The following is a 20,652-nucleotide window of genomic DNA, read 5'->3' as shown; positions in this document are numbered from 1 at the left end:
TCAGCCTTTGAAGTAGACGAGCTGGTGCGAGGTGGCCAGTAGCACGCCATCGCGAGTCCACAGCTGCGCGCTCTGATCGAAGTAACCGCCGGAAAAGCGACCAGCGCGGGCGGTACCCAGGACGTAGTCGCCGGCGAGCGCGTCAAGCTGGTGCTGGTCGGCGTGGAAATACGTAGTGAGCGACACCGTCCCGGCTGGAATGGCCCCGCCATGACGCAGGAACGCCCGCGGACAGAAAATGTCGCATAACGCCGCGATGGCGGGGTGGTCGATGTGGCGTTTTGCGTTGTCGCGCATCCACATCGTCGTCACTGCGGACGGGCTGGCTGCCGCACCGGCGCCGGGGAAGGAGCCCTCGGCGAACCGAAGGTCGAACAGACGTGCCCAGCCCACGAAGTCGCCCTGTGCGCTATCGCGGGCGAGCCGCTCCGGCGGCGGCGCAACCGGCGGGCGAGCCTCGGTATCTTCCCAACCGGCGCGCCGGATTCCGAACAGCGCGGTTGCGGTCGTCCTGACTTCGCCGTGTTGCGTCAGATCAACTGTCCAGTGCTGAGTGGTGCGATTGGTGCGCGCGGCGCAAAGCGAGATGTCGAACTCGCCGTCGGAGATGGGAGCGGCGAAGTTGACGGTCAGCGCCAGAGGCTCACCGATGCGCTCCGGGTGCGTCTGAATGGCTTGCACCAGAACAGCGGCGGTGATCCCGCCGAACGGGCTGACCATGGATGCCCATTCCGGCTGAGTGCGGCCGCGCCTGAGATTTCCCTCGACGGCCTCGAGTTGCATGGCAACGTCAAACGGGTGGCTAGCGGTCATATCGATCCGCCTCGGAGTCCGTCGCTAGATGGCACGGCGATCGTCGACAGCAAGTCGGCAAGCCGAGCCGGCCGATCCACCATCGCAAACGTGCGCGCCCCTTCGATGACTTCGAGCCGGGAGTTGGGGAGCGTAGCGGCCAGCCGTTCGCCGTCGCCGGTCTCGAAGAACAGGTCATCCGCCGACCACGCGATGAGGGCGGGTTTGTCGAACTCGTGCAACCGGGCCGCGACGCCCGTGGTGACCTCGGTACGAAAGGAGAGAGTCAGCTGGCGCAAATCCTCCCCGACCGCCGGAGCGCGCAGCGCCGAACGCACCCATCCCTTGGCGAGGTCATCGATATCCGTGTGCGCCAAATCGCCGTACGCGCGTTTGCGCACGCTCGGTAGGCGCATCGCCTGCAGCGCCATCCGGAACAGCAGCCGGGATTTTGCCGCCGCGATCATCGGCTGCAGGACCGGTGGTGGAAAGTGTTCGAACGCGTCGCAACTCGTTAGCACAATGGCGCCGAGCCGCTCGGGATGATGCACCGCGGCGAGTTGTGTCACCACACCCCCGGAGTCGTTGCCGACGAGCACCACGTCGTGGAGGTCGAGGGCTGCCAGTACCTCCGCGACGATGCCGGCGACGCCGGCGATGGTGCGGTCGGCGCCGTGGCGCAACGCCTGCGAATGCGCGCCCATCGGCCAGGTGGGGGCGATGCACCGTAATCCGCAGACAGCGAGCCGTGCACTCACCTCACGCCACACATCGCCGGCCATCAGGTAGCCGTGCACGAATACCACCGGCCGGCCGTCCTTTGGCCCGGACTCTTCGTAATAGATTGTGCCGGAACTGATTTCGATCTCGGGCATGGACAACTCCTATCTTGACCGACACTCGTCACCACGTATGCCGGATGGCCTCGACCAACCCAGCGGTTGGTTGACGGACTTCCGCTAGCGTATCCAGCCGTGGTAGAACAATCGAGAAATTGTCCTAGATACAAGGCGGACGACCCGTGCCGACCAGCCGCTACTCCGAGATCGTGGATCGGTTGACCGCTGAGATCCTCGATGGTCGGCTCGCGCCCGGTGCCCGCCTGCCGACTCATCGTGATCTAGCACGCCGCCACGGCATCGCGTTGGCTACCGCAACGCGCGTGTACGCCCACCTTGCACGGGCCGGCCTTGTCGCGGGCGAGCCTGGCCGCGGCACTTTCGTTCGCGACCAGGGTGGCTACGGGGGGTTGGATGGGCGTCGAATTCCCTTGGCAGCCCGCGTTGCCGACTTATCGTTCAACCAGCCGCTGGCCGACGATCAGGCCGAGCAGCTGCGGGAGGCTCTGCGGCAACTGGCTGCAACGGGTGACCTGCAGTCGCTGCTCATCCAGCATGCTCCAGGGGGCCGGACCGTGGAGAAAGCCGCGGTCGCTACCTACGTCCTTGACCGCGGGATCGACGTGCCGCCCAACAACGTTGTGCTGGCCGCCGGATCCCAGCACGGACTTGACGTCGCGCTGCGCGTGCTGACGCGACCAGGTTCGGTCATCGCCGTTGACGAGCTGACATATCCTGGGATCAAGCTTCAAGCCGATGACCGCGCACTGGAATTGGCGCCGTTCTCATCAGACCCCGACGGTCCAGACCTCGACGCCTTGGCGAAGCTGTGCTCCCGCCGGCGAGTCGCGGCGATCTACACCATCCCAACGCTGCACAACCCGCTCGGCTACACGATGTCGCAACCTCAGCGCGCTCGCCTGGTCGATATTGCGCGGCGGTACGACTGCGCTGTGATCGAGGACGGAACGTATGCCTTTCTGGAACCGCACTGTGGCCCAACCCTGTACACGTTGGCGCCGGAACGCACACTGCATGTCGCAAGCCTTTCGAAAAACCTTGCCACCGGCCTACGGTTTGGGTTCGTCGTCGTGCCAGACGAATACATCACCTCCGCGAAACAAGCGGTGCGCACATCGAGCTGGGGCACCTCGAGCCTGGTATCGGCACTTGTGACGGGTTGGCTGAGCGACGGTACCGTCACTCGACTCGAAAAGAGGCGCCGTACCGATGCACGGGAACGACAGGAGATTGCTCACCGCGCCTTGCAGGGCCTCGACTATCGCGGCCCCGCTTCGTGTTATTACGGCTGGCTGCGGCTTCCGGAAAGCGTACGCGGCGATGCCATCGCACACGAGCTGGCGAACAACGGCATTCTGGTATCGACCGCCGATGCCTTCTGCGTTACGCCGCATCCCCCGAATGCCCTGCGACTCGCCTTGGGCACGCCACCGCATGCGGAGCTCGCCAACGCATTGGCTCGAGTGCGTGAAGTCGTGCTAGCAGCACAGTGGTGAGGGGGCGCGCCCGCTAGTCTTCGGGAACTTCGCGGTCGATCTCGTCGAGCCAGATGCGCGCGGACATGTCGGACGGCGCCCGCCAATCCCCCCGCGGCGACAGCGAACCACCGTGCGACACCTTGGGCCCATTGGGCAGCGCCGAACGCTTGAACTGGCTGAACGAGTAGAACCGCTGCACGAACACCTGCAGCCAGTGCCGAATCTCCTTGAGCGAGTAAGACGGTCGCTTGTCTTCCGGGAAGCCGGGCGGCCAGATGCCGTGCTCGGGATCGCTCCACGCATGCCAGGCCAAAAACGCGATCTTCGACGGCCGGAATCCGAAGCGCAGCACGTGGAACAGTGAAAAATCCTGCAGCGCAAAGGGGCCGACCTTCGCCTCGCTGCTCTGCAGCTCTTCCTCTTCGCCGCTGGGTACCAGCTCCGGCGTGATCTCGGTGTCGAGCACCGACTGCAGCACCTCGCAGACCTCCGGCTCGAACTGCTCCGAGGAAATCACCCAGCGGATCAGGTGCTGAACCAGGGTCTTGGGTACGCCGCCGTTGACGTTGTAGTGCGACATCTGGTCGCCGACACCGTAGGTCGACCAGCCCAGGCCCAGTTCGGACAGGTCGCCGGTGCCCAGCACGATGCCGCCGCGCTGGTTGGCCAGCCGGAACAGGTAGTCGGTGCGCAAGCCGGCCTGGACGTTCTCGAAGGTGACGTCGTAGACCTTCTCGCCGCGCGCGAACGGGTGGTCCATCTCCTTGAGCATCAGCTGCGCCGTCTCGCGGATGTCGATCTCGGAGAACGTCACCCCCAGGGCGCGGCACAGCTCGATCGCATTGCGCTTAGTGCGGTCCCCGGTGGCGAAGCCGGGCAGCGTGAACGCCAGAATGTCGCTGCGGGGCCGCTGTTCGCGGTCCATTGCGCGCGCCGCGACGATCAGCGCGTGCGTCGAATCCAGCCCACCGGAAATCCCGATGACGACCTTCGGGAAATCCAGGGCACGCAAACGCTGTTCGAGGCCGGCGACCTGGATGTTGTAGCCCTCGAAGCAATCCTGTTCCAGCCGTTGCGGGTCGGCGGGCACAAAGGGGAACCGCTCGATCTCCCGCAGCAGCCCGATGTCGCCGCCCGGCGGGTCCAGCCGGAACTCGATGCGCCGGAACGACTCCGCCGTCGTCCGGTGGTGGCGCCGGTTGTCGTCGAACGTGCCCATCCGGAGCCGTTCCGCGCGAAGCAATTCGAGGTCGACGTCGGCGACGCTGCGGCGCTCCCCTTGGGGGAAACGCTCGGACATGGCGAGTAGCACACCGTTTTCGAACACCATGGTCTGACCGTCCCAGGCCAGATCGGTCGTCGACTCGCCCGCGCCGGCAGCCGAATACACGTAGGCGGCCAGGCAACGCGACGAGGCCGAACGGGCCAGCAGGCAGCGGTCCTCGGCGCGGCCGATGGTGATCGGGCTGCCGGACAGGTTGGCCAGCACCGTCGCACCCGCGAGCGCGGCCTCCGCGCTGGGTGGAATCGGCACGAACATGTCCTCGCAGATTTCCACGTGCAGCACGAAACCGGGCAGGTCGGAGGCGGCGAACAGCAGATCGGGACCGAACGGCGCCTCGACCCCCGCGAGCCGGATGGTGCCGCGCTCGTCGTCTCCGGGCGCGATCTGGCGGCGTTCGTAGAACTCCCGATAGGTGGGCAGGTACGACTTGGGCGTCACGCCGAGCACCGCGCCGCGGTGGATGACCACGGCGCCGTTGTAGATGCGGTGCCGGTGACGGACCGGGGCGCCGACCACCAAAACCGGCAACAACTCGGCCGAGGCCGCGACGATGTCGGCGATGGCCTTTTCGACGTCGTCGAGCAGCAGGTCTTGCAGGACGATGTCTTCGATCGAATAGCCGGACAGTGTCAGTTCCGGGAAAACGGCCAGCGCTACGCCGTCGTCGTGGCACTCCCGGGCCATCCGTAGGACCGAGTCGGCGTTCGCGGCGGGGTCACCGATGACGGTGTGGTGCGTGCACGCGGCGACGCGGGCGAAGCCCTGGCTGTAAACGTTGTAAAAGTCCATCGCCCTTCCATTGTCGCCTCGGGGGTGTCAACTCCTCGCCGCCGGGTATCCCGAACGGCATGAGCGACACTGCGGTCCTCGTGGTCGACATGATGAATACCTATCAACATCCCGACGCTGAAGATCTAATACCCAATGTCGAGAAGATCATCGAGCCTTTGACCGATTTGGTCCGGAGGGCGCGCGCATCCGGCGACGTCGACCTGATCTACGTCAACGACAACTACGGCGATTTCACCGCTGAGTTCTCCGGAATCGTCCGCTCGGCGCTCGATGGCGCGCGGCCCGATCTGGTCAAGCCGATCGCGCCCGCAGAAGGCAGCCGCCTGATGACCAAGGTCCGCCACAGTGCGTTCTATTCGACGGCGCTGGCGTATCTGCTCGGCCGGCTGGACACCCAGCGGTTGATCATCACCGGCCAGGTCACCGAGCAATGCATCCTCTACACGGCCCTGGACGCCTACGTGCGGCACTTCCCCGTCGTGATCCCGACCGACGCGGTCGCCCACATCGACCCCGACCTGGGCGCGGCGGCGTGCAAGATGATGGAGCAGAACATGTCCGCCGAGCTCACGACCGCCGCGGACTGCCTCGGCCCGGCGTGATCCGTACCCTGGCCAGGTGACCGTCATCCCCGCAGAATCCCCGGAGCTGGTCTCGCTGCTGGCCGGGCGCCGGGTCGCGGTGCTGACGGGCGCCGGCATCTCCACCGATTCCGGGATCCCCGACTACCGCGGACCCGATTCACCGCCGAGCAATCCCATGACCATCCAACAGTTCATCGGCGAAGCCGCGTTTCGGCAGCGGTACTGGGCGCGCAACCACGTCGGCTGGCGGCACATGGACGACACGCTGCCCAACGCGGGCCATCGGGCGTTGGCCGCGCTCGAGGCAGCGTCGGTGGTCACCGGCGTCATCACCCAGAACGTCGACCTGCTGCACACCAAGGCGGGCAGCCGCAACGTCATCGACCTGCACGGCACCTACGCGCGGGTGATCTGCCTGAGCTGCGGCCACACCATGAGCCGTGCCGCGCTGGCCGAACAGCTGGAAGCGCTCAACCCCGGATTCATCGAGCGCGCCGAGGCGATCGGCGGGCTGGCCGTGGCTCCCGATGCCGACGCCGTCGTCGCCGATACCGCCTCGTTCCGCTATCTCGACTGTGTGCGCTGCGGCGGCATGCTCAAACCGGATATCGTCTATTTCGGTGACAGCGTTCCGAAAGACGTTGTGGCCAAAGCTTATAAGATGGTCGACCAGGCCGATGCGCTGCTGGTCGCCGGGTCGTCGCTGACCGTGTTCTCCGGCTATCGATTCGTGCGGCACGCGGCCGCGCTGGGCATCCCGATCGCCATCGTCAACCGCGGCAGCACCCGCGGCGACGACCTGGCCACGGTCAAGGTCGACGGCGGATGCTCCGAGCTGCTCGCGCTGCTCGCCGACGAATTATCGCCCCTGGCAACGCATTAGAAGGTGCACGGCATGCTGCGCACGGCGTGCACGAAATTGCCCGCCAAATACGTCGGCTCGCCCGCCTGGATGCCGGGCAGCTGACGAAACAGCTCGCCGAAGACGGCGCGCAGCTGCGCCCGGGCGACGTGCGCACCGAGGCAGAAGTGCAGACCACCACCGCCGAAACCGACGTGCGGATTGGGGTCGCGGCTCAGGTTCAGGCGTTCGGGGTGATCGAACGCGTCGGTGTCCCAGTTGCCGGACGGATAGAACATGACCACCTTCTCCCCCGCCAGAATGGTCTGGCCGCCCAGCTCGATATCCGTTGCCGCCGTGCGGCGGAAGGTCATGACCGGGGTGGCCCAGCGGATGAACTCCTCGATGGCGGTGCCGATCCGGTTGTCGAAATCGCCGAGCAGCCAGGCCTTCTCGTCGGGAAAGTCGGTGAGCGCCTTCAGCGTGTGGCTGACGGTCTGGCGGGTGGTGTCGTTTCCCGCCACCGAGAGCAGCACGAAGAACGCCGCCACCTCCGCGTCTTCCAGGCGGTCCCCGTCCACCTCGGCGGTCACCAGGCTGCTGATCAGGTCGTCACCGGGCCGCTCGCGGCGTTCGGTGGCCAGGGCGCCGACGACCTCATGGAGGTACAGCTGGTTTTCGACCAGGACTTCCAGCGCCGGACGTCCGTTGAGGAACTCCGGGTCGGCCCAGGAAACCAGGGCGTCGGTGGCGTGTGCCATGCGCTCGCGCTCGGATTCCGGGATTCCCATCATGTCCGAGAGGGTGCGGATGGGCAGCTCCTTAGCGCAGTGGTCGACGAAATCCGCACCGCTGCCGACGGCCCGCAGTTCTCCGACGATGGTCTTGGCGTTGGCCTTGATCGAGTCTTCGATGCGGCGCACCTGCCGGGGGCTCAGCGCGGCGTGGGCGAGCTTGCGCAACTTGGTGTGCCGCGGCGGGTCCATCGCCAGGAACGACTGCGACGCCTCGAGCAGTTCGACGGGAATGCTCTCGAACATCACCCCCTGGCCGGACAGGAAGACGTCGTTGTTGCGGCTGACCGCGACGATGTCGGCGCGACGAGTGACCGCCCAGAAGCCGGGATCGGCGGGATCGGGCATCAGCGAATCTTCGACCGGCGGATGCCAGCTGACCGGGCGCTCGGCGCGCAGCACGGCGAACGAACGTTCCCGATCCGCCGCCGTCGTGGACCAAAACGCCCGCGAGGACAGGTCGATCTCGTCGTAGGCGCGGCCGGACTTCTCGGCCCCGGGCGTACCCGTCATCACGGCCATGGTGGCTGATCCTCCCTTGTATGACGCCGGTCACAAACTTTGCCTGACGATATGCCTAGACAGTATGTCTAGTCAAGATGTCGAAAGGTCGGCTATGCTCGGCGCATGCCGTCGCTCACCCGCAAGCCGCAGGGCCACCGAAGCGTGGGGCGCGCGCAGCGGCGCGAGGAGATGGAGCGCCGGCTGCTGGACGCCACCGAGCGGCTGATGCGCGACGGCGCGAGCTTCACCGAACTCAGCGTGGATCGGCTTTCCGGTGAAGCGGGCATCTCCCGCGCCAGCTTCTACATCTACTTCGAGGACAAAGGCCATCTGCTTCGCCGGCTCGCGGGCCAGGTGTTCGGCGACCTGACCGACGGCGCGCAGCGGTGGTGGACGGTGGCCGGGCGCCGCGACCCCGCCGACGTGCACACGGCGATGAGCAACATCATCGCCACCTATCGACGGCATCAGGCGGTGCTGGTGGCCCTCAACGAGATGGCCGCCTACGACCCGCCGACGGGCGAAACGTATCGCGAACTGCTGACCGGCATCTCCGAACAGCTCACCCGGGTCATCGAAGCGGGCCAGGCCGACGGCTCGATCCGCCCCGAACTGGCGGCGCTGACCACCGCCAGCGCGCTGACCTGGATGGTCGAGCGCGCCTGCCAGCAGAACCTACCGGCGCGGCCGCCCGACTACGACGCGGAGCTGGCCGCCACCCTGGCCGAAATTGTTTGGGGCGCACTGTATCTCAGACCCACCTCGGCGAGCCGACCCGGCGGCGCCCCGGTGATCAGACCATGAGGTGATTCTCAAACGTGCTAGCGCATCAGCTAGCGGCGTTGCGAAAGTCCTCATGGTTCGGAGGTCGACGCCACCCGCGCCGCAAGCCGGACCGCCTCTTACACGGCCACCAGGTCGTCGGCGTGCACGGCGGGCCTGCGCAGTTCGCCGGGCAGCTCGCTGGTCGATCGGCCGATCATGGTGACGAGTTCCGTTGCGTCGTAAGCGACCACGCCGCGGGCCACCATCGCCGCGTCCGGGCCGCGCAGTTCGACCACGTCGCCGCCGAAGAACCGGCCGGACACCGCGGTGATCCCCGCGGGCAGCAGCGAGCGGCGCTGCCCGACCACGGCGCGCACCGCCCCTTCGTCGAGGGTCAGCGCGCCGGCCACCTCGGCGGCGTAACGCACCCAGAACCGCCGCGCCGACATCCGGGCGGGTCGCGCGGCGAACACCGTGCCGACGGACGCGTCGGTGAGCGCCGTCGAGGCGTCGGCCGCGGCGGCCAGCAGCACCGGCACACCGGCGTCGGCGGCCAGCAGCGCCGATGACATCTTCGAGGTCATGCCGCCGGTACCCAGATCGCTGCCCGGTCCGGCGATCACGCCGTCCAGATCCGCCGAGCTTGACACCTCCGGAATGAATTGCGCGCCTTCGGTTTTGCGCGGATCGGAGTCGTACAGCCCGTCGATATCGGACAACAACACCAGCGCCTCGGCCCCGACCAGGTGCGCCACCAGCGCCGAAAGCCGGTCGTTGTCGCCGAACCGGATCTCGTTGGTGGCCACCGTGTCGTTTTCGTTGACGATCGCCACCGCATGCAGGGCGCGCAGCCGATCCAGCGTGCGCTGGGCGTTGGTGTGCTGGGCCCGCATCGAGATGTCGTGGGCGCTCAGCAGCACCTGTCCGACCGTGCGGCCGTAGCGGGCGAACGCCGCGCTCCACGAATTCACCAGCGCCACCTGACCGACGCTGGCCGCGGCCTGCTTGGTCGCCAAATCCCTGGGGCGACGGGCCAATCCCAGCGGTTCGATGCCCGCGGCGATGGCACCCGAGGACACGATGACGACGTCGGTGCCCGCCTTCATCCGCGCCTCGATCGCGTCGGCGAGGCCGGCCAGCCGGCCGGCATCGAACACCCCGGCCGGTGTGGTCAACGCGTTGGTGCCCACCTTGACCACCAGGCTGCGAGCGCTCCGGATAGCGTCGCGTTGAGCGCTCACGGCCCCTCACCGCTGCGCTCTGCATCGTCGCCGACCTTAGTCACGGGCGCCGCTCCTCCGCATCGCTGCGCTCTGCATCGTCGCCGACCTTAGTCACGGGCGCCGCGCCTCCGCATCGCTGCGCTCTGCATCGTCGCCGACCTTAGTCACGGGCGCCGCTCCTCCGCATCGCTGCGCTCTGCATCGTCGCCGGCGCGGCGCTGTCGTCGGGCCGCCTTGCGCTCCGCGGCGCCGACGCGATCGCTGCGCTCCAGCCGCACGTCGGTGCCCCGCCCGGATAGCGCAACCTGTTGTCCCGCAGGCGTTTGCGGCTCCCAATCGAACGTCATGTCGCCGATGGTCACCTCGCACCCCGGACGCGCACCCAGCCGCAGCAGCTCCTCCTCGACCCCAAGGCGCGCCAGGCGGTCGCCGAGATACCCCACGGCCTCGTCGTTGTCGAAGTTGGTCTGACGCACCCAGCGTTCGGGCCGTGCTCCGGTGACCACGAAGGCGCCCGGCTGCTGGGGGTCCGGCTCAACGCGAAAGCCGCTGTCGTCGACGGGGACCGGGCGAATCACCGGGCGGCGCGGCACGATCTCCGGTTGGGCGGCCTTGTATTCTGAGATCATCGTCCAGAGCCCAAAGATCAATGGCTGCAAACCTTCTCGCGCGACCGCCGACACCAAAAACACCGGCCAGCCGCGCTCGGCGATCTCGTCGAGGACGAATTCGGCGAGCTCGCGCGCCTCGGGGATGTCGATCTTGTTGAGCACCACCGCGCGAGGCCGCTCGGCGAGATCGCCCAACGTCGCGTCCCCTTGCAGGGTGGGCGTATACGCGGCGAGCTCGGCCTCCAGCGCGTCGATATCGGAGATCGGGTCGCGGCCCGGCTCCGCGGTGGCGCAGTCGACGACGTGCACCAGCACGGCGCACCGCTCGATGTGCCGGAGGAAGTCCAGGCCCAGGCCGCGGCCCTGCGAGGCCCCGGGGATCAGGCCGGGAACGTCGGCCACGGTGAAGGTGTGCTCGCCGGCCGACACCACGCCGAGGTTGGGCACCAGCGTGGTGAAGGGGTAGTCGGCGATCTTGGGTTTGGCCGCCGAGATGGTGGACACCAGCGAGGACTTGCCAGCCGACGGGAAGCCGATCAGGCCGGCGTCGGCGACGGTCTTGAGTTCCAGTGTCAGGTCGCGGGTCTCGCCCTGCTCCCCCAGCAGCGCAAACCCGGGAGCCTTGCGCGCGCGCGAGGCGAGCGCGGCGTTGCCCAGGCCGCCGCGACCGCCCGCGGCGGCTTCGAAGCGGGTGCCCGCGCCGACCAGGTCGGCCAGCAGGCGGCCGTTGTCGTCGAGGACGACGGTGCCGTCGGGGACTTTGACTTCCAGGTCGGCGCCGGCGGCGCCGTCGCGATTGTTGCCCATCCCCTGCTTGCCCGACGGCGCGGTGACGTGGGGATGGAAATGGAAGTCGAGCAGGGTGTGGACCTGCGGATCGACGACGAAGACGATGCTGCCGCCGCGGCCGCCGTTGCCGCCGTCGGGGCCGCCCAGCGGCTTGAATTTCTCGCGATGGACCGAGGCGCAGCCGTTACCTCCGGAACCGGCGCGCGCATGGATGACGACGCGGTCGACGAACCGAGGCATCCTGGGTCCTCTCACCCGTCTCGCTCGCCGAGCGTGCGGCTACTGCGAGAATTGCCTCGAATTATCGCAGTGGGTGCACGCTCGCGGCGCTCAGTCGGTGGTTTGACCGGCCGTGACGATGTTGACGGTCTTGCGGCCGCGCTTGATTCCGAATTCGACGGCGCCGGCTTCCTTGGCGAACAGCGTGTCGTCGCCGCCGCGCCCGACGCCGACGCCCGGGTGGAACTTGGTGCCGCGCTGACGAACGATGATCTCGCCGGCCTTGACGACCTGGCCGCCGAATCGCTTCACACCCAGCCGCTGTGCGGCGGAATCGCGACCGTTGCGCGAGCTGGAAGCGCCCTTCTTGTGTGCCATGTCTTCGCCTTTGCTACTTGATGCCGGTGACCTTCAGGACCGTCAGCCGCTGACGGTGTCCCTGACGCTTGTGGTAGCCGGTCTTGTTCCGGAACTTGTGGATACGGATCTTGGGGCCCTTGGTGTGCTCGAGCACCTCGCCGGTGACCGCGACCTTGGCCAGTGCGGCCGCGTCGGTGGTCACCTTGGCGCCGTCCACCACCAGTGCGACCGGCAGCGACACGTTCGAACCCGGCTCAGAGTCGAGCTTCTCGACCTTGACCACGTCCCCGACGGCGACCTTGTACTGCTTGCCGCCCGTCTTGACGATTGCGTAGGTCGCCATCGTTGCTCTGCTCCTTCTTCTAACCGCGGCTCGGCGCGTCGCGCGCGAACCAGCCGCGGTGCACGTGGTGGGTCTGGGTTGCGGGCCTGCGCCGATTCCCCGGGAGTCCCGCTGCCGCCGGCCAAAGCTTAGTCGCCCGGCCTGACGACAACTGTCCAAGGGTACGTGACCAGCGGCTACAGGGTCAAACCGGACACGACCTGACTTTGGGCGTTCAGTCCGCGTGGATCGGCGGTCCGGCGGGCCTGCCCGCCGCGCGTCGGCGCCGGGGCCGACCGGGTGCCGAGCCGCCCTGGTCCGCAGCAGCGGAACCCTGGCCGCCGTCGGAGTCGTCGTCGTCGGAGTCCTCGGTGTCCAGGTCGTCGTCTAGCTCGAGATCCTCGTCGTCGTCGCCCAGATCTTCCTCGTCATCGAGGTCGTCGTCATCCGAGTCGTCATCCGAGTCGTCATCCGAGTCGTCGTCCGAGTCCTCGTCATCCGAATCGTCGTCATCCGAATCGTCGGTGTCGTCGAAGTCCTCCTCGTCGGTGTCGGTGTCGGCGACGTCCTCGTCGCGCGTCGCCCGCGTCCGGTCGAACTCGTCGGTGGCATCCTCGGTGGCCTCGTCGGATTCGTCGTCGTCGGATGCCGCCTGCGTGGACGAGCCGGCCGCCATCGCCTTGAACATCGGGTGCTCGCCGGGAGAGTGGGCGGGCACCTTGGCCACGACCGGCTCCTCGGCCTTGTTCTTCTTGCGCCGCCCGCGGCGGCCGCCGGACTCGGACTTGCGGCCGTTCGACGGGGCCGAATCCACCGGGTCGGTGTGCAGCAAAATGCCGCGACCGCCACAGTTCGGGCACGACGTCGAGAAGGCCTCCACCAGCCCGGTGCCCAACCGCTTGCGGGTCAGCTGCACCAAACCGAGCGACGTCACCTCGGACACCTGATGGCGGGTGCGGTCACGGGCCAGCGCCTCGGTGAGCCGGCGCAGCACCAAATCGCGATTGGACTCCAGCACCATGTCGATGAAGTCGATGACGACGATGCCGCCGATGTCGCGCAGCCGCAGTTGGCGCACGATCTCCTCGGCCGCCTCGAGGTTGTTCTTGGTGACCGTCTGCTCGAGGTTGCCCCCCGAGCCGGTGAACTTTCCGGTATTGACGTCGACCACGGTCATCGCCTCGGTCCGGTCGATCACCAGGGTGCCGCCCGAGGGCAGCCAGACCTTCCGGTCCATCGCCTTGGCCAGCTGCTCGTCGATCCGGTGCACCGCGAACACGTCCGGTCCGCCCGATCCGTCCGGCCCGGCGGGCGGTTCGTATTTGCTCAGCTTCGAAACCAAGTCGGGCGCAACCGAATTCACGTATTCGTTGATGGTGTTCCAGGCCTCGTCACCGGAGACCACCAGGCCGGCGAAGTCTTCGTTGAACAAGTCGCGGATGACCTTGACCAGCACGTCGGGCTCTTCGTAGAGGGCCACCGCGGCGCCGGCGGCCTTCTCCTTGACCTCGATGGCCTTGGCCTCGATTTGTTTCCAGCGCTCCTGCAGGCGGGTGACATCGCTGCGGATGTCGTCTTCTTTGACGCCCTCGGACGCGGTCCGGATGATCACCCCCGCGTCGGACGGCACCACCTCGCGCAGGATCTCCTTGAGCCGCTGGCGCTCGGTGTCGGGCAGCTTGCGGCTGATCCCGGTCGACGACGCGCCCGGCACGTACACCAGGTAGCGGCCCGCCAGCGACACCTGCGTGGTCAGCCGGGCGCCCTTGTGCCCCACCGGGTCCTTGCTGACCTGGACGACGACATAGTCGCCGGGTTTGAGCGCTTGTTCGATCTTGCGGTCAGATCCGCCCAGCCCGGCGGCTTCCCAGTTGACCTCGCCGGCGTAGAGCACGCCGTTGCGGCCGCGGCCGATGTCGACGAAGGCCGCCTCCATCGAGGGCAGCACGTTCTGCACGATGCCGAGGTAGATGTTGCCCACCAGGGACGCCGACGCGGCCGAGGTGACGAAATGCTCGACGACGATGCCGTCCTCGAGCACCGCGATCTGGGTGTACCGCGAACCCTGGTGCGGCGGCTCGCTACGGACCCGGTCGCGGACGACCATGACGCGTTCGACGGCCTCGCGGCGGGCCAGGAATTCGGCCTCGGTCAACACCGGGGGGCGGCGCCGCCCGGCGTCGCGACCGTCTCGGCGCCGTTGCCGCTTGGCCTCCAGCCGAGTCGAGCCGTCGATGCCCTTGATCTCGTTGCTCGAGCTGCCGCCGTCGCCGCCGCCGTTCTTGCCGCTGCGGGGCGGCCGCTCGTGCACGACCGTGTTGGGCGGGTCGTCGGGCGCTACGCCCTCGTCGTTGTCGTCGCCCGATCCGGATTTGCGGCGCCGGCGCCTGCGGCGGCGACGGTTGCCGCCATCCGCCGAACCGTCGTCATTGCCGTCGGAGTCGTCGGCGTCGTCGGAATCGTCGTCGTCGGTGTCGTCGGAATCGCCGGAGTCGGACTGGGCGGCTTTCTTGCCCCGGCCCTGCGGCTCGTCGTCGTCACCGCCGTCGTTCTGGCCCTCGGGTCCGCCCTGCTCGCCGCGTCCGCGGCCGCGACCACGGCGGCCGCGGCGGCGCCGGCGGTTCGACGGCCGATCGGCCTGCTCGTCGTCGTCACTGTCGGAATCGTCGGAGTCGGCGTCCTCGTCGGTGCCGCTGTCGTCGTCGGTGTCGTCGCTGTCCAGCGGCTGCGGCGCGACGAAGAGCGGCATGTAATGCGGCCGGTCTGCGGCGTTGTCGGGGGTTTCCAGCATCAGCCGGGATTCGGGTTCGCCGGAGTCGGCGTCCGCCTCGGCGTTCTCCGGCGTTTCCTGGGGCTGGGTGGCCAGCAGGTCACGCACCCGCACCGCGTCGGCGCGGTCCACGGTGGAATGTGCGCTGCGTATCCGCCCGTCCAGCTCGCTGAGCGCGTCCAGGACCCGTTTGCTGGTTGTTCCCAGCGTTCGGGCCAGCGAATGGACCCTCAACCGGTCGGGCAGCTCCGCAGGCCGGGTCGATTCTTCTGATGGGTCTGCAGTCGGTGCACCGTCTACCACGTATTCTCCTCAAGCCCCCGGGCGCGTCGTTTCGACGCGGCCACGCGAGGGCTTCGCTATGGGCCCGGGTCACTTCTCCCGGGCTTGTGATGGTCTCGCCCCGAGCGGCTCAGGTTAGAACCCACTCGGCGCCGTGCTGAATGACGGCCTGACATGCTGCAAACCAAGGCGACGGGGCTATTGGTCGCGCTTGTCCAAGTCTTCATTCGGGTGTCTGACGCCGGTCCGGCGACGTTCACCCGAGATCAGTATCCCACATCACGTGGCGGGCCAACCCACACCTGAGGAACCTCGGTATGGCCGAACCCGGTCACGACGGCGCCGCGGGACCGATCGTCGCAGCTCTAGGCGCCGGGGAACCAGAGCCCGATTTCTCGCTTGGCCGACTCGATCGAATCCGAGCCGTGCACCAGGTTGAACTGCGTCTCCAGCCCGAAGTCACCGCGGATCGTGCCCGGGATCGCCTTCTCGACCGGGTCGGTACCGCCCGCGAGCTGCCGAAACGCCGCGATCGCCCGCGGTCCCTCCACGATGGCAGCGACGACCGGCCCCGACGTGATGAATTCCAGCAACGGCTCGAAGAACGGCTTGCCCTCGTGTTCCGCGTAATGCTGGGCGGCGAGATCCTGGCTGACGTGCCGGAGTTCCAGCGCGGCGATCGTGAGGCCTTTTCGCTCGATCCGGCCGATGATCTCCCCCACCAGCTGTCGCTGGACGCCGTCCGGCTTGATCAGTACCAATGTCCGTTCGGTCACGGCGGACAGCGTACATAACCAGGTGCCGCCGCGGCGGGTCAGCGCTTGTCCCTGCCGGCGGGCTACCCCTGTCTGCGCCGGACCTCGGCCCGGAAGTAGGCGATCAAGCCCCACAGGCCGGTGAACAGCACGCCGATGAATCCCACCCCCGGATACACGGCGAAGCCCGCGAGCAGGATCACCTGCACGCCGAGGTTGGCCCAGATGGCCCAGGGTTTGCGCTGCAGCCCGGCCATCAGGATCAGCAGCACGGCCAGGCCGATCAGGTAGACCAGCGACGCCGTCGTCAGGCCTCCGCCCACCGCTCCCACCACCGGGATCGCCAGCAGCACCACGATCGCTTCCAGAAACAGCGTCAGGGCCATCACCGCGCCGAAGCTGCGCCACGGGTCGGCCGCCGGCGTCGGGGCCGGCCCCTCGGGGTTCTCGGGTGAGTCCGGTTGGGTCACTGCGGATCACGCCCGAACAGGGTGCGCGCCGCGCCGGCGGTGACGACCGAGCCGGTGATGACGATCCCGGTGCCGGAGAAGTCTTCGGCGTGCCCGTCCAGCGCGGCATCATCGACCAGTGCGGTCGCGACGTCGATGGCGTCACGCAGGTTCTCGGCGGTGCTCACCCGGTCGGGCCCGAACGTCTCGCGCGCCGCCAGGGCCAGCGATTCGACGTCGAGCGCCCGCGGCGACCCGTTGTGGGTCACCACGACGGCGTCGAACACCGGCTGCAGGGCGGCGAGGATGCCGCCGACATCCTTGTCGGCGAGCACGCTGAGCACTCCGACCAGATAGCGGAAGTCGAATTCGCCCGCCAACGTCTGCGCCAGCGCGGCCGCACCGGCCGGATTGTGCGCCGCGTCGATGAACACCGTGGGCGCGCTGCGCATCCGCTCCAGCCGGCCCGGGCTGGCGACGGCGGCGAAACCCGCGCGCACCGCCTCGACGTCGAGCTGACGCTGCGCGCCGGCGCCGAAGAAGGCCTCGACGGCGGCCAAAGCCAGCACGGCGTTGTGCGCCTGATGTTCTCCGTGCAGCGGCAGATAGACGTCGGAATACACCCCGCCAAGGCCCTGCAGCTGCAGCACCTGCCCGCCGATGGCGACCTGGCGCCCCAGCACGGCGAACTCCGAATCTTCGCGGGCCACCGCGGCATCGGCTTGCACGGTTCGGTCCAACAACACCTCCATCGCCTCGGGCGCCTGGCGCGCGATGACCGCGACGGTGTCGGGCGCGCCCTCGGGCGCGCGGGTGATGATGCCGGCCTTCTCCCCGGCGATGCCGGCGAGGTCGTCGCCCAGGTAGTCGACGTGGTCGATGGCGATCGGGGTGATGACCGCGACCGGCGCGTTGATCACGTTGGTGGCATCCCAGCGTCCGCCCATCCCCACCTCGACCACGGCGACGTCGACGGGGGCGTCGGCGAACGCGGCGAAGGCCATCGCGGTCAGCACCTCGAACTTGCTCATGGCGGGCCCGCCGGCGGCCTGCGATTGCGCGTCGACCATCTGCACGAACGGCTCGATCTCGCGGTAGGTCGCCACGTACTGCGCCGGGCTGATCGGCTTGGCATCGATCGAAATGCGCTCGACCGCCGATTGCAGATGGGGGCTGGTGGTCCGCCCGGTGCGCCGGTGTAGCGCCGTGATCAGCGCGTCGATCATGCGGGCCACCGAGGTCTTGCCGTTGGTGCCCGCGACGTGGATCGACGGGTAGGCCCGCTGCGGTGAGCCCAACAGGTCCATCAGCGCGCTGATCCGGGTCAGGCTCGGCTCGATCTTGGTCTCGGGCCAGCGCTGGTCCAGCAGGTGCTCGACCTGCAACAAGGAGGCGATCTCGTCCGGGGTCGGGACCGGCGCGGGAACCACGTCGGGAAGTTCGGGGTCCTCAGCCCACTCGGGCGGCTCCGTCATGCCAGCCCGGCTAGCCGCGCGTTGATCCGCTCGGTTTCCTCCTGGGCCAGACGCTGACGGTCCCGGATCTTGTCGACGACGTTTTGCGGGGCCTTGCCCAGGAAGTCCTCGTTCGCCAATTTGGCGGTGGTCGACGCCAGCTCCTTGTGCGCCGCGGCCAGATCCTTTTCCAGCCGGCGCCGCTCGGCCGCGACGTCGATGGTGCCCGAGGTGTCCAGTTCGACGACGACGGTGCCGCCGCTGAGCCTGACTTCCACGGACGCCGACGGGCGAAATTCCGCCCCCGCGGCCGTCAGCCAGGCCAGGGACGTCACCGCGCTCACCTGGGTGGCCAGATCGGATTCGTCGACGCCGGTCATGCGGGCGGGCACCTTCTGGCGGTCCGCCAGCCCCTGATCGCTGCGGAACCGGCGCACCTCGGTCACCAGCTTTTGCATGTCGGTAACCCGTTGTGCGGCAACCGGATCCAGGCTCATCCCGGACGGTTGCGGCCAGTCGGCGATCACCAGCGACTCGTTATCGGTCAAGGCCTGCCAGAGGGCCTCGGTGATGAAGGGGATCACCGGGTGCAGCAGCCGCAGCAGGGTGTCCAGCGTCGCCGCCAGCACGGCCGTGGTGTGCGCGACCCCCTCGGCCAGTTGTGTCTTGGCCAATTCGACGTACCAGTCGCAGAATTCGTCCCAGGCGAAGTGGTAGAGCGCCTCGCAGGCGCGGCTGAACTCGTAGTTGTCGAATGCCGCATCGACTTCAGCGCGAACCTCTTCCAGCCGCCCGAGGATCCACCGGTCGGCATCGGTGAGCTCGGCCGGCGGGGGCACGGGCGCCAGCTGCGCCCCGTTGAGCAGCGCGTAACGCGTGGCGTTGAACAGCTTGGTGCAGAAGTTGCGCGACGCCCGGACGTGGTCCTCACCGATCGCCAGGTCACCGCCGGGGCTGGCGCCGCGCGCCAACGTGAACCGCAGGGCGTCGGCGCCGAAGATCTCGACCCAGTCCAGCGGGTCGATGACGTTGCCCTTGGACTTGCTCATCTTGCGGCCGGACTCGTCGCGGATCAGCCCGTGCAGGAAAACATCGGTGAAGGGCACCTGCGGGCCGCGGCGCCCCTCCAGGGTGATGGCGTCGTCGTCGCCGACGAAGGTGCCGAACATCATCATCCTGGCCACCCAGAAGAACAGGATGTCGTAGCCGGTGACCAGAACGCTTGTCGGGTAGAACTTTTCGAGCTCGGGGGTTTTCTCCGGCCAGCCCAGGGTGGAAAACGGCCACAGCGCCGAAGAGAACCACGTGTCCAGCACGTCGGGGTCCTGTTCCCAGCCCTCCGGCGGCGTCTCGTCGGGACCCACGCACACCTGTTCCCCGTTGGGCCCGTACCAGATCGGGATGCGGTGACCCCACCACAGCTGCCGCGAGATCGTCCAATCGCGCATGTCGTCGACCCAGGCGAACCAACGCGGCTCCAGGCTGGCCGGGTGAATCACGGTGTTGCCGTTGCGCACCGCGTCGCCGGCCGCCTTGGCCAGGGACTCGACGCGGACAAACCACTGCAGCGACAGCCGCGGCTCGATCGGTTCGCCGCTGCGCTCGGAGTGCCCGACGCTGTGTAGGTAGGGTCGCTTCTCCTCGACGATGCGGCCTTCGGCGGCCAGGGCCTCGCGCACCGCGACGCGGGCCTCGAAGCGGTCCATCCCGTCGAATTGCGTTCCGGTGTCGACGATTCGGCCCCTGGTGTCCAGGATCGAGATCATCGGCAACCCGTGCCGCAGCCCGATCTCGAAGTCGTTGGGGTCATGTGCGGGCGTGACTTTGACTGCGCCGGTACCGAATTCGGGGTCCACGTGCTCGTCGGCGACCACCGCGAGCTGACGGTCCACGAACGGGTGCGGCAGGCTGGTGCCGACCAGGTGGCGGTAGCGGTCGTCGTCGGGATGCACCGCGATGGCGGTGTCGCCGAGCATCGTCTCGACCCGGGTGGTCGCGACCACGATGTGCGGCTGCGAGTCGTCGAGCGAGCCGTAGCGGAAGGACACCAGCTCGCCCTCGACATCGAGGTAGTCGACCTCGATGTCCGATATCGCGGTCTGGAGCACCGGCGACCAGTTGACCAGCCGCTCGGCCCGATAGATCAGCCCGGCATCGTAGAGCCGCTTGAAGATGGTGCGGACCGCCCGTGACAGGCCCTCGTCCATGGTGAACCGGTCGCGGCTCCAGTCGACCCCGTCGCCGAGCCGGCGCATCTGGCCGCCGATGGCGCCGCCGGACTCGCGCTTCCAGTCCCAGACCTTGTCGACGAACAGCTCCCGGCCGAAGTCCTCCTTGGTCTTGCCGTCGACCGCGAGCTGCTTTTCCACCACGCTCTGCGTGGCGATACCGGCGTGGTCCATGCCCGGCTGCCACAACACCTCGTATCCCTGCATCCGCTTGCGGCGGGTCAGGGCGTCCATCATGGTGTGTTCCAGCGCATGGCCCATGTGCAGGCTGCCGGTCACGTTCGGCGGCGGCAGCACGATCGAGTAGCCGGGCTTGGCGCTGGCCGGGTCCGCGGCGAAGTATCCGGCGTCGATCCACTTCTGGTAGATCGCGCTCTCGGCCGCAGCCGGATCCCACGACTTGGGCAGGTCGGTGGCGGGGCTGCGGCTGGCGGTCACCCGTCAATTCTAGGGAGCGCGGTTTACCCTCGTGTAAGTGCCCGAACCCGCAGGTCA

17 protein-coding genes are annotated in these 20,652 nt (G+C 68.0%); 4 read left to right on the top strand and 13 right to left on the bottom strand.

Annotated elements, in window-relative coordinates; translation table 11 throughout:
- Positions 1-813: an acyl-CoA thioesterase II gene (locus JF781_RS08820; protein ID WP_225327115.1), complete on the bottom strand. Its 813-nt coding sequence runs from the start codon at positions 811-813 to the stop codon at positions 1-3.
- Positions 810-1,667, bottom strand: coding sequence for an alpha/beta fold hydrolase (locus JF781_RS08815; protein ID WP_225327114.1), 858 nt, complete (start codon positions 1,665-1,667; stop codon positions 810-812). The genes JF781_RS08820 and JF781_RS08815 overlap by 4 nt, the downstream gene beginning before the upstream one ends.
- 146 nt (positions 1,668-1,813) lie before the next feature.
- Between JF781_RS08815 and JF781_RS08810 the strand changes: the two genes are divergently transcribed.
- Positions 1,814-3,148, top strand: coding sequence for a PLP-dependent aminotransferase family protein (locus JF781_RS08810; protein WP_225327113.1), 1,335 nt, complete (start codon positions 1,814-1,816; stop codon positions 3,146-3,148).
- Between the two features lie 13 nt (positions 3,149-3,161).
- Here JF781_RS08810 and JF781_RS08805 read toward each other — a convergent pair whose 3' ends face one another.
- Positions 3,162-5,204 carry an NAD(+) synthase gene (locus JF781_RS08805; protein ID WP_225327112.1) on the bottom strand — a complete coding sequence of 681 codons (2,043 nt, stop codon included), beginning with the start codon at positions 5,202-5,204 and terminating at the stop codon, positions 3,162-3,164.
- 59 nt (positions 5,205-5,263) lie between these two features.
- On the opposite strand from JF781_RS08805, the gene JF781_RS08800 reads away from it, so the two are divergent.
- Both JF781_RS08800 and JF781_RS08795 read left to right on the top strand, forming a co-directional pair.
- A complete protein-coding gene (locus JF781_RS08800) occupies positions 5,264-5,809 on the top strand; it encodes a cysteine hydrolase family protein (protein WP_225327111.1) in 546 nt (181 codons plus the stop codon).
- A gap of 16 nt (positions 5,810-5,825) precedes the next feature.
- Positions 5,826-6,674, top strand: a complete 849-nt coding sequence (locus tag JF781_RS08795) for an NAD-dependent protein deacetylase (protein WP_225327110.1) — start codon at positions 5,826-5,828, stop codon at positions 6,672-6,674.
- Here the strand turns inward: JF781_RS08795 and JF781_RS08790 are convergent.
- Positions 6,671-7,948, bottom strand: coding sequence for a cytochrome P450 (locus JF781_RS08790; RefSeq protein ID WP_225327109.1), 1,278 nt, complete (start codon positions 7,946-7,948; stop codon positions 6,671-6,673). The genes JF781_RS08795 and JF781_RS08790 overlap by 4 nt on opposite strands.
- A 105-nt stretch (positions 7,949-8,053) precedes the next feature.
- On the opposite strand from JF781_RS08790, the gene JF781_RS08785 reads away from it, so the two are divergent.
- A complete protein-coding gene (locus tag JF781_RS08785) occupies positions 8,054-8,734 on the top strand; it encodes a TetR/AcrR family transcriptional regulator (protein ID WP_225327108.1) in 681 nt (226 codons plus the stop codon).
- A 98-nt stretch (positions 8,735-8,832) separates the two neighbouring features.
- Here JF781_RS08785 and proB read toward each other — a convergent pair whose 3' ends face one another.
- The 9 genes from proB to JF781_RS08740 all read right to left on the bottom strand — a co-directional run bounded on the left by proB (position 8,833) and on the right by JF781_RS08740 (position 20,595).
- Positions 8,833-9,936 (bottom strand): glutamate 5-kinase, encoded by a 1,104-nt coding sequence (proB, locus tag JF781_RS08780; RefSeq protein ID WP_225327107.1) that lies wholly within the window; start codon positions 9,934-9,936, stop codon positions 8,833-8,835.
- 146 nt (positions 9,937-10,082) lie between these two features.
- Entirely contained in the window at positions 10,083-11,558 is a 1,476-nt protein-coding gene (obgE, locus tag JF781_RS08775; RefSeq protein WP_225327106.1) for a GTPase ObgE, read from the bottom strand.
- A 90-nt stretch (positions 11,559-11,648) separates the two neighbouring features.
- On the bottom strand, positions 11,649-11,915 hold the full coding sequence (gene rpmA, locus JF781_RS08770; protein ID WP_225327105.1) for a 50S ribosomal protein L27: 267 nt from the start codon (positions 11,913-11,915) through the stop codon (positions 11,649-11,651).
- A gap of 13 nt (positions 11,916-11,928) precedes the next feature.
- Complete coding sequence (gene rplU, locus JF781_RS08765; protein WP_225327104.1) at positions 11,929-12,240, bottom strand: 50S ribosomal protein L21; 312 nt, start codon at positions 12,238-12,240, stop codon at positions 11,929-11,931.
- 214 nt (positions 12,241-12,454) lie between these two features.
- Entirely contained in the window at positions 12,455-15,292 is a 2,838-nt protein-coding gene (locus JF781_RS08760; RefSeq protein WP_225327103.1) for an Rne/Rng family ribonuclease, read from the bottom strand.
- A 344-nt stretch (positions 15,293-15,636) separates the two neighbouring features.
- A complete protein-coding gene (gene ndk, locus JF781_RS08755) occupies positions 15,637-16,047 on the bottom strand; it encodes a nucleoside-diphosphate kinase (protein ID WP_225327102.1) in 411 nt (136 codons plus the stop codon).
- Between the two features lie 62 nt (positions 16,048-16,109).
- Entirely contained in the window at positions 16,110-16,412 is a 303-nt protein-coding gene (locus tag JF781_RS08750) for a DUF4233 domain-containing protein (RefSeq protein ID WP_225327171.1), read from the bottom strand.
- An 80-nt stretch (positions 16,413-16,492) separates the two neighbouring features.
- Positions 16,493-17,950, bottom strand: a complete 1,458-nt coding sequence (locus JF781_RS08745) for a folylpolyglutamate synthase/dihydrofolate synthase family protein (RefSeq protein ID WP_225327101.1) — start codon at positions 17,948-17,950, stop codon at positions 16,493-16,495.
- Positions 17,947-20,595, bottom strand: a complete 2,649-nt coding sequence (locus JF781_RS08740; protein WP_225327100.1) for a valine--tRNA ligase — start codon at positions 20,593-20,595, stop codon at positions 17,947-17,949. Before JF781_RS08740 ends, JF781_RS08745 begins: the two co-directional genes overlap by 4 nt.
- Between the last annotated feature and the right edge of the window lie 57 nt (positions 20,596-20,652).

The sequence above is a fragment of the Mycobacterium sp. WUMAC-067 genome, assembly GCF_020217485.1.
GTDB lineage: Bacteria > Actinomycetota > Actinomycetes > Mycobacteriales > Mycobacteriaceae > Mycobacterium.
The sequence above is the reverse complement of the archived record's forward strand: the minus strand, read 5'-3'. Positions and strand labels throughout refer to the sequence as shown.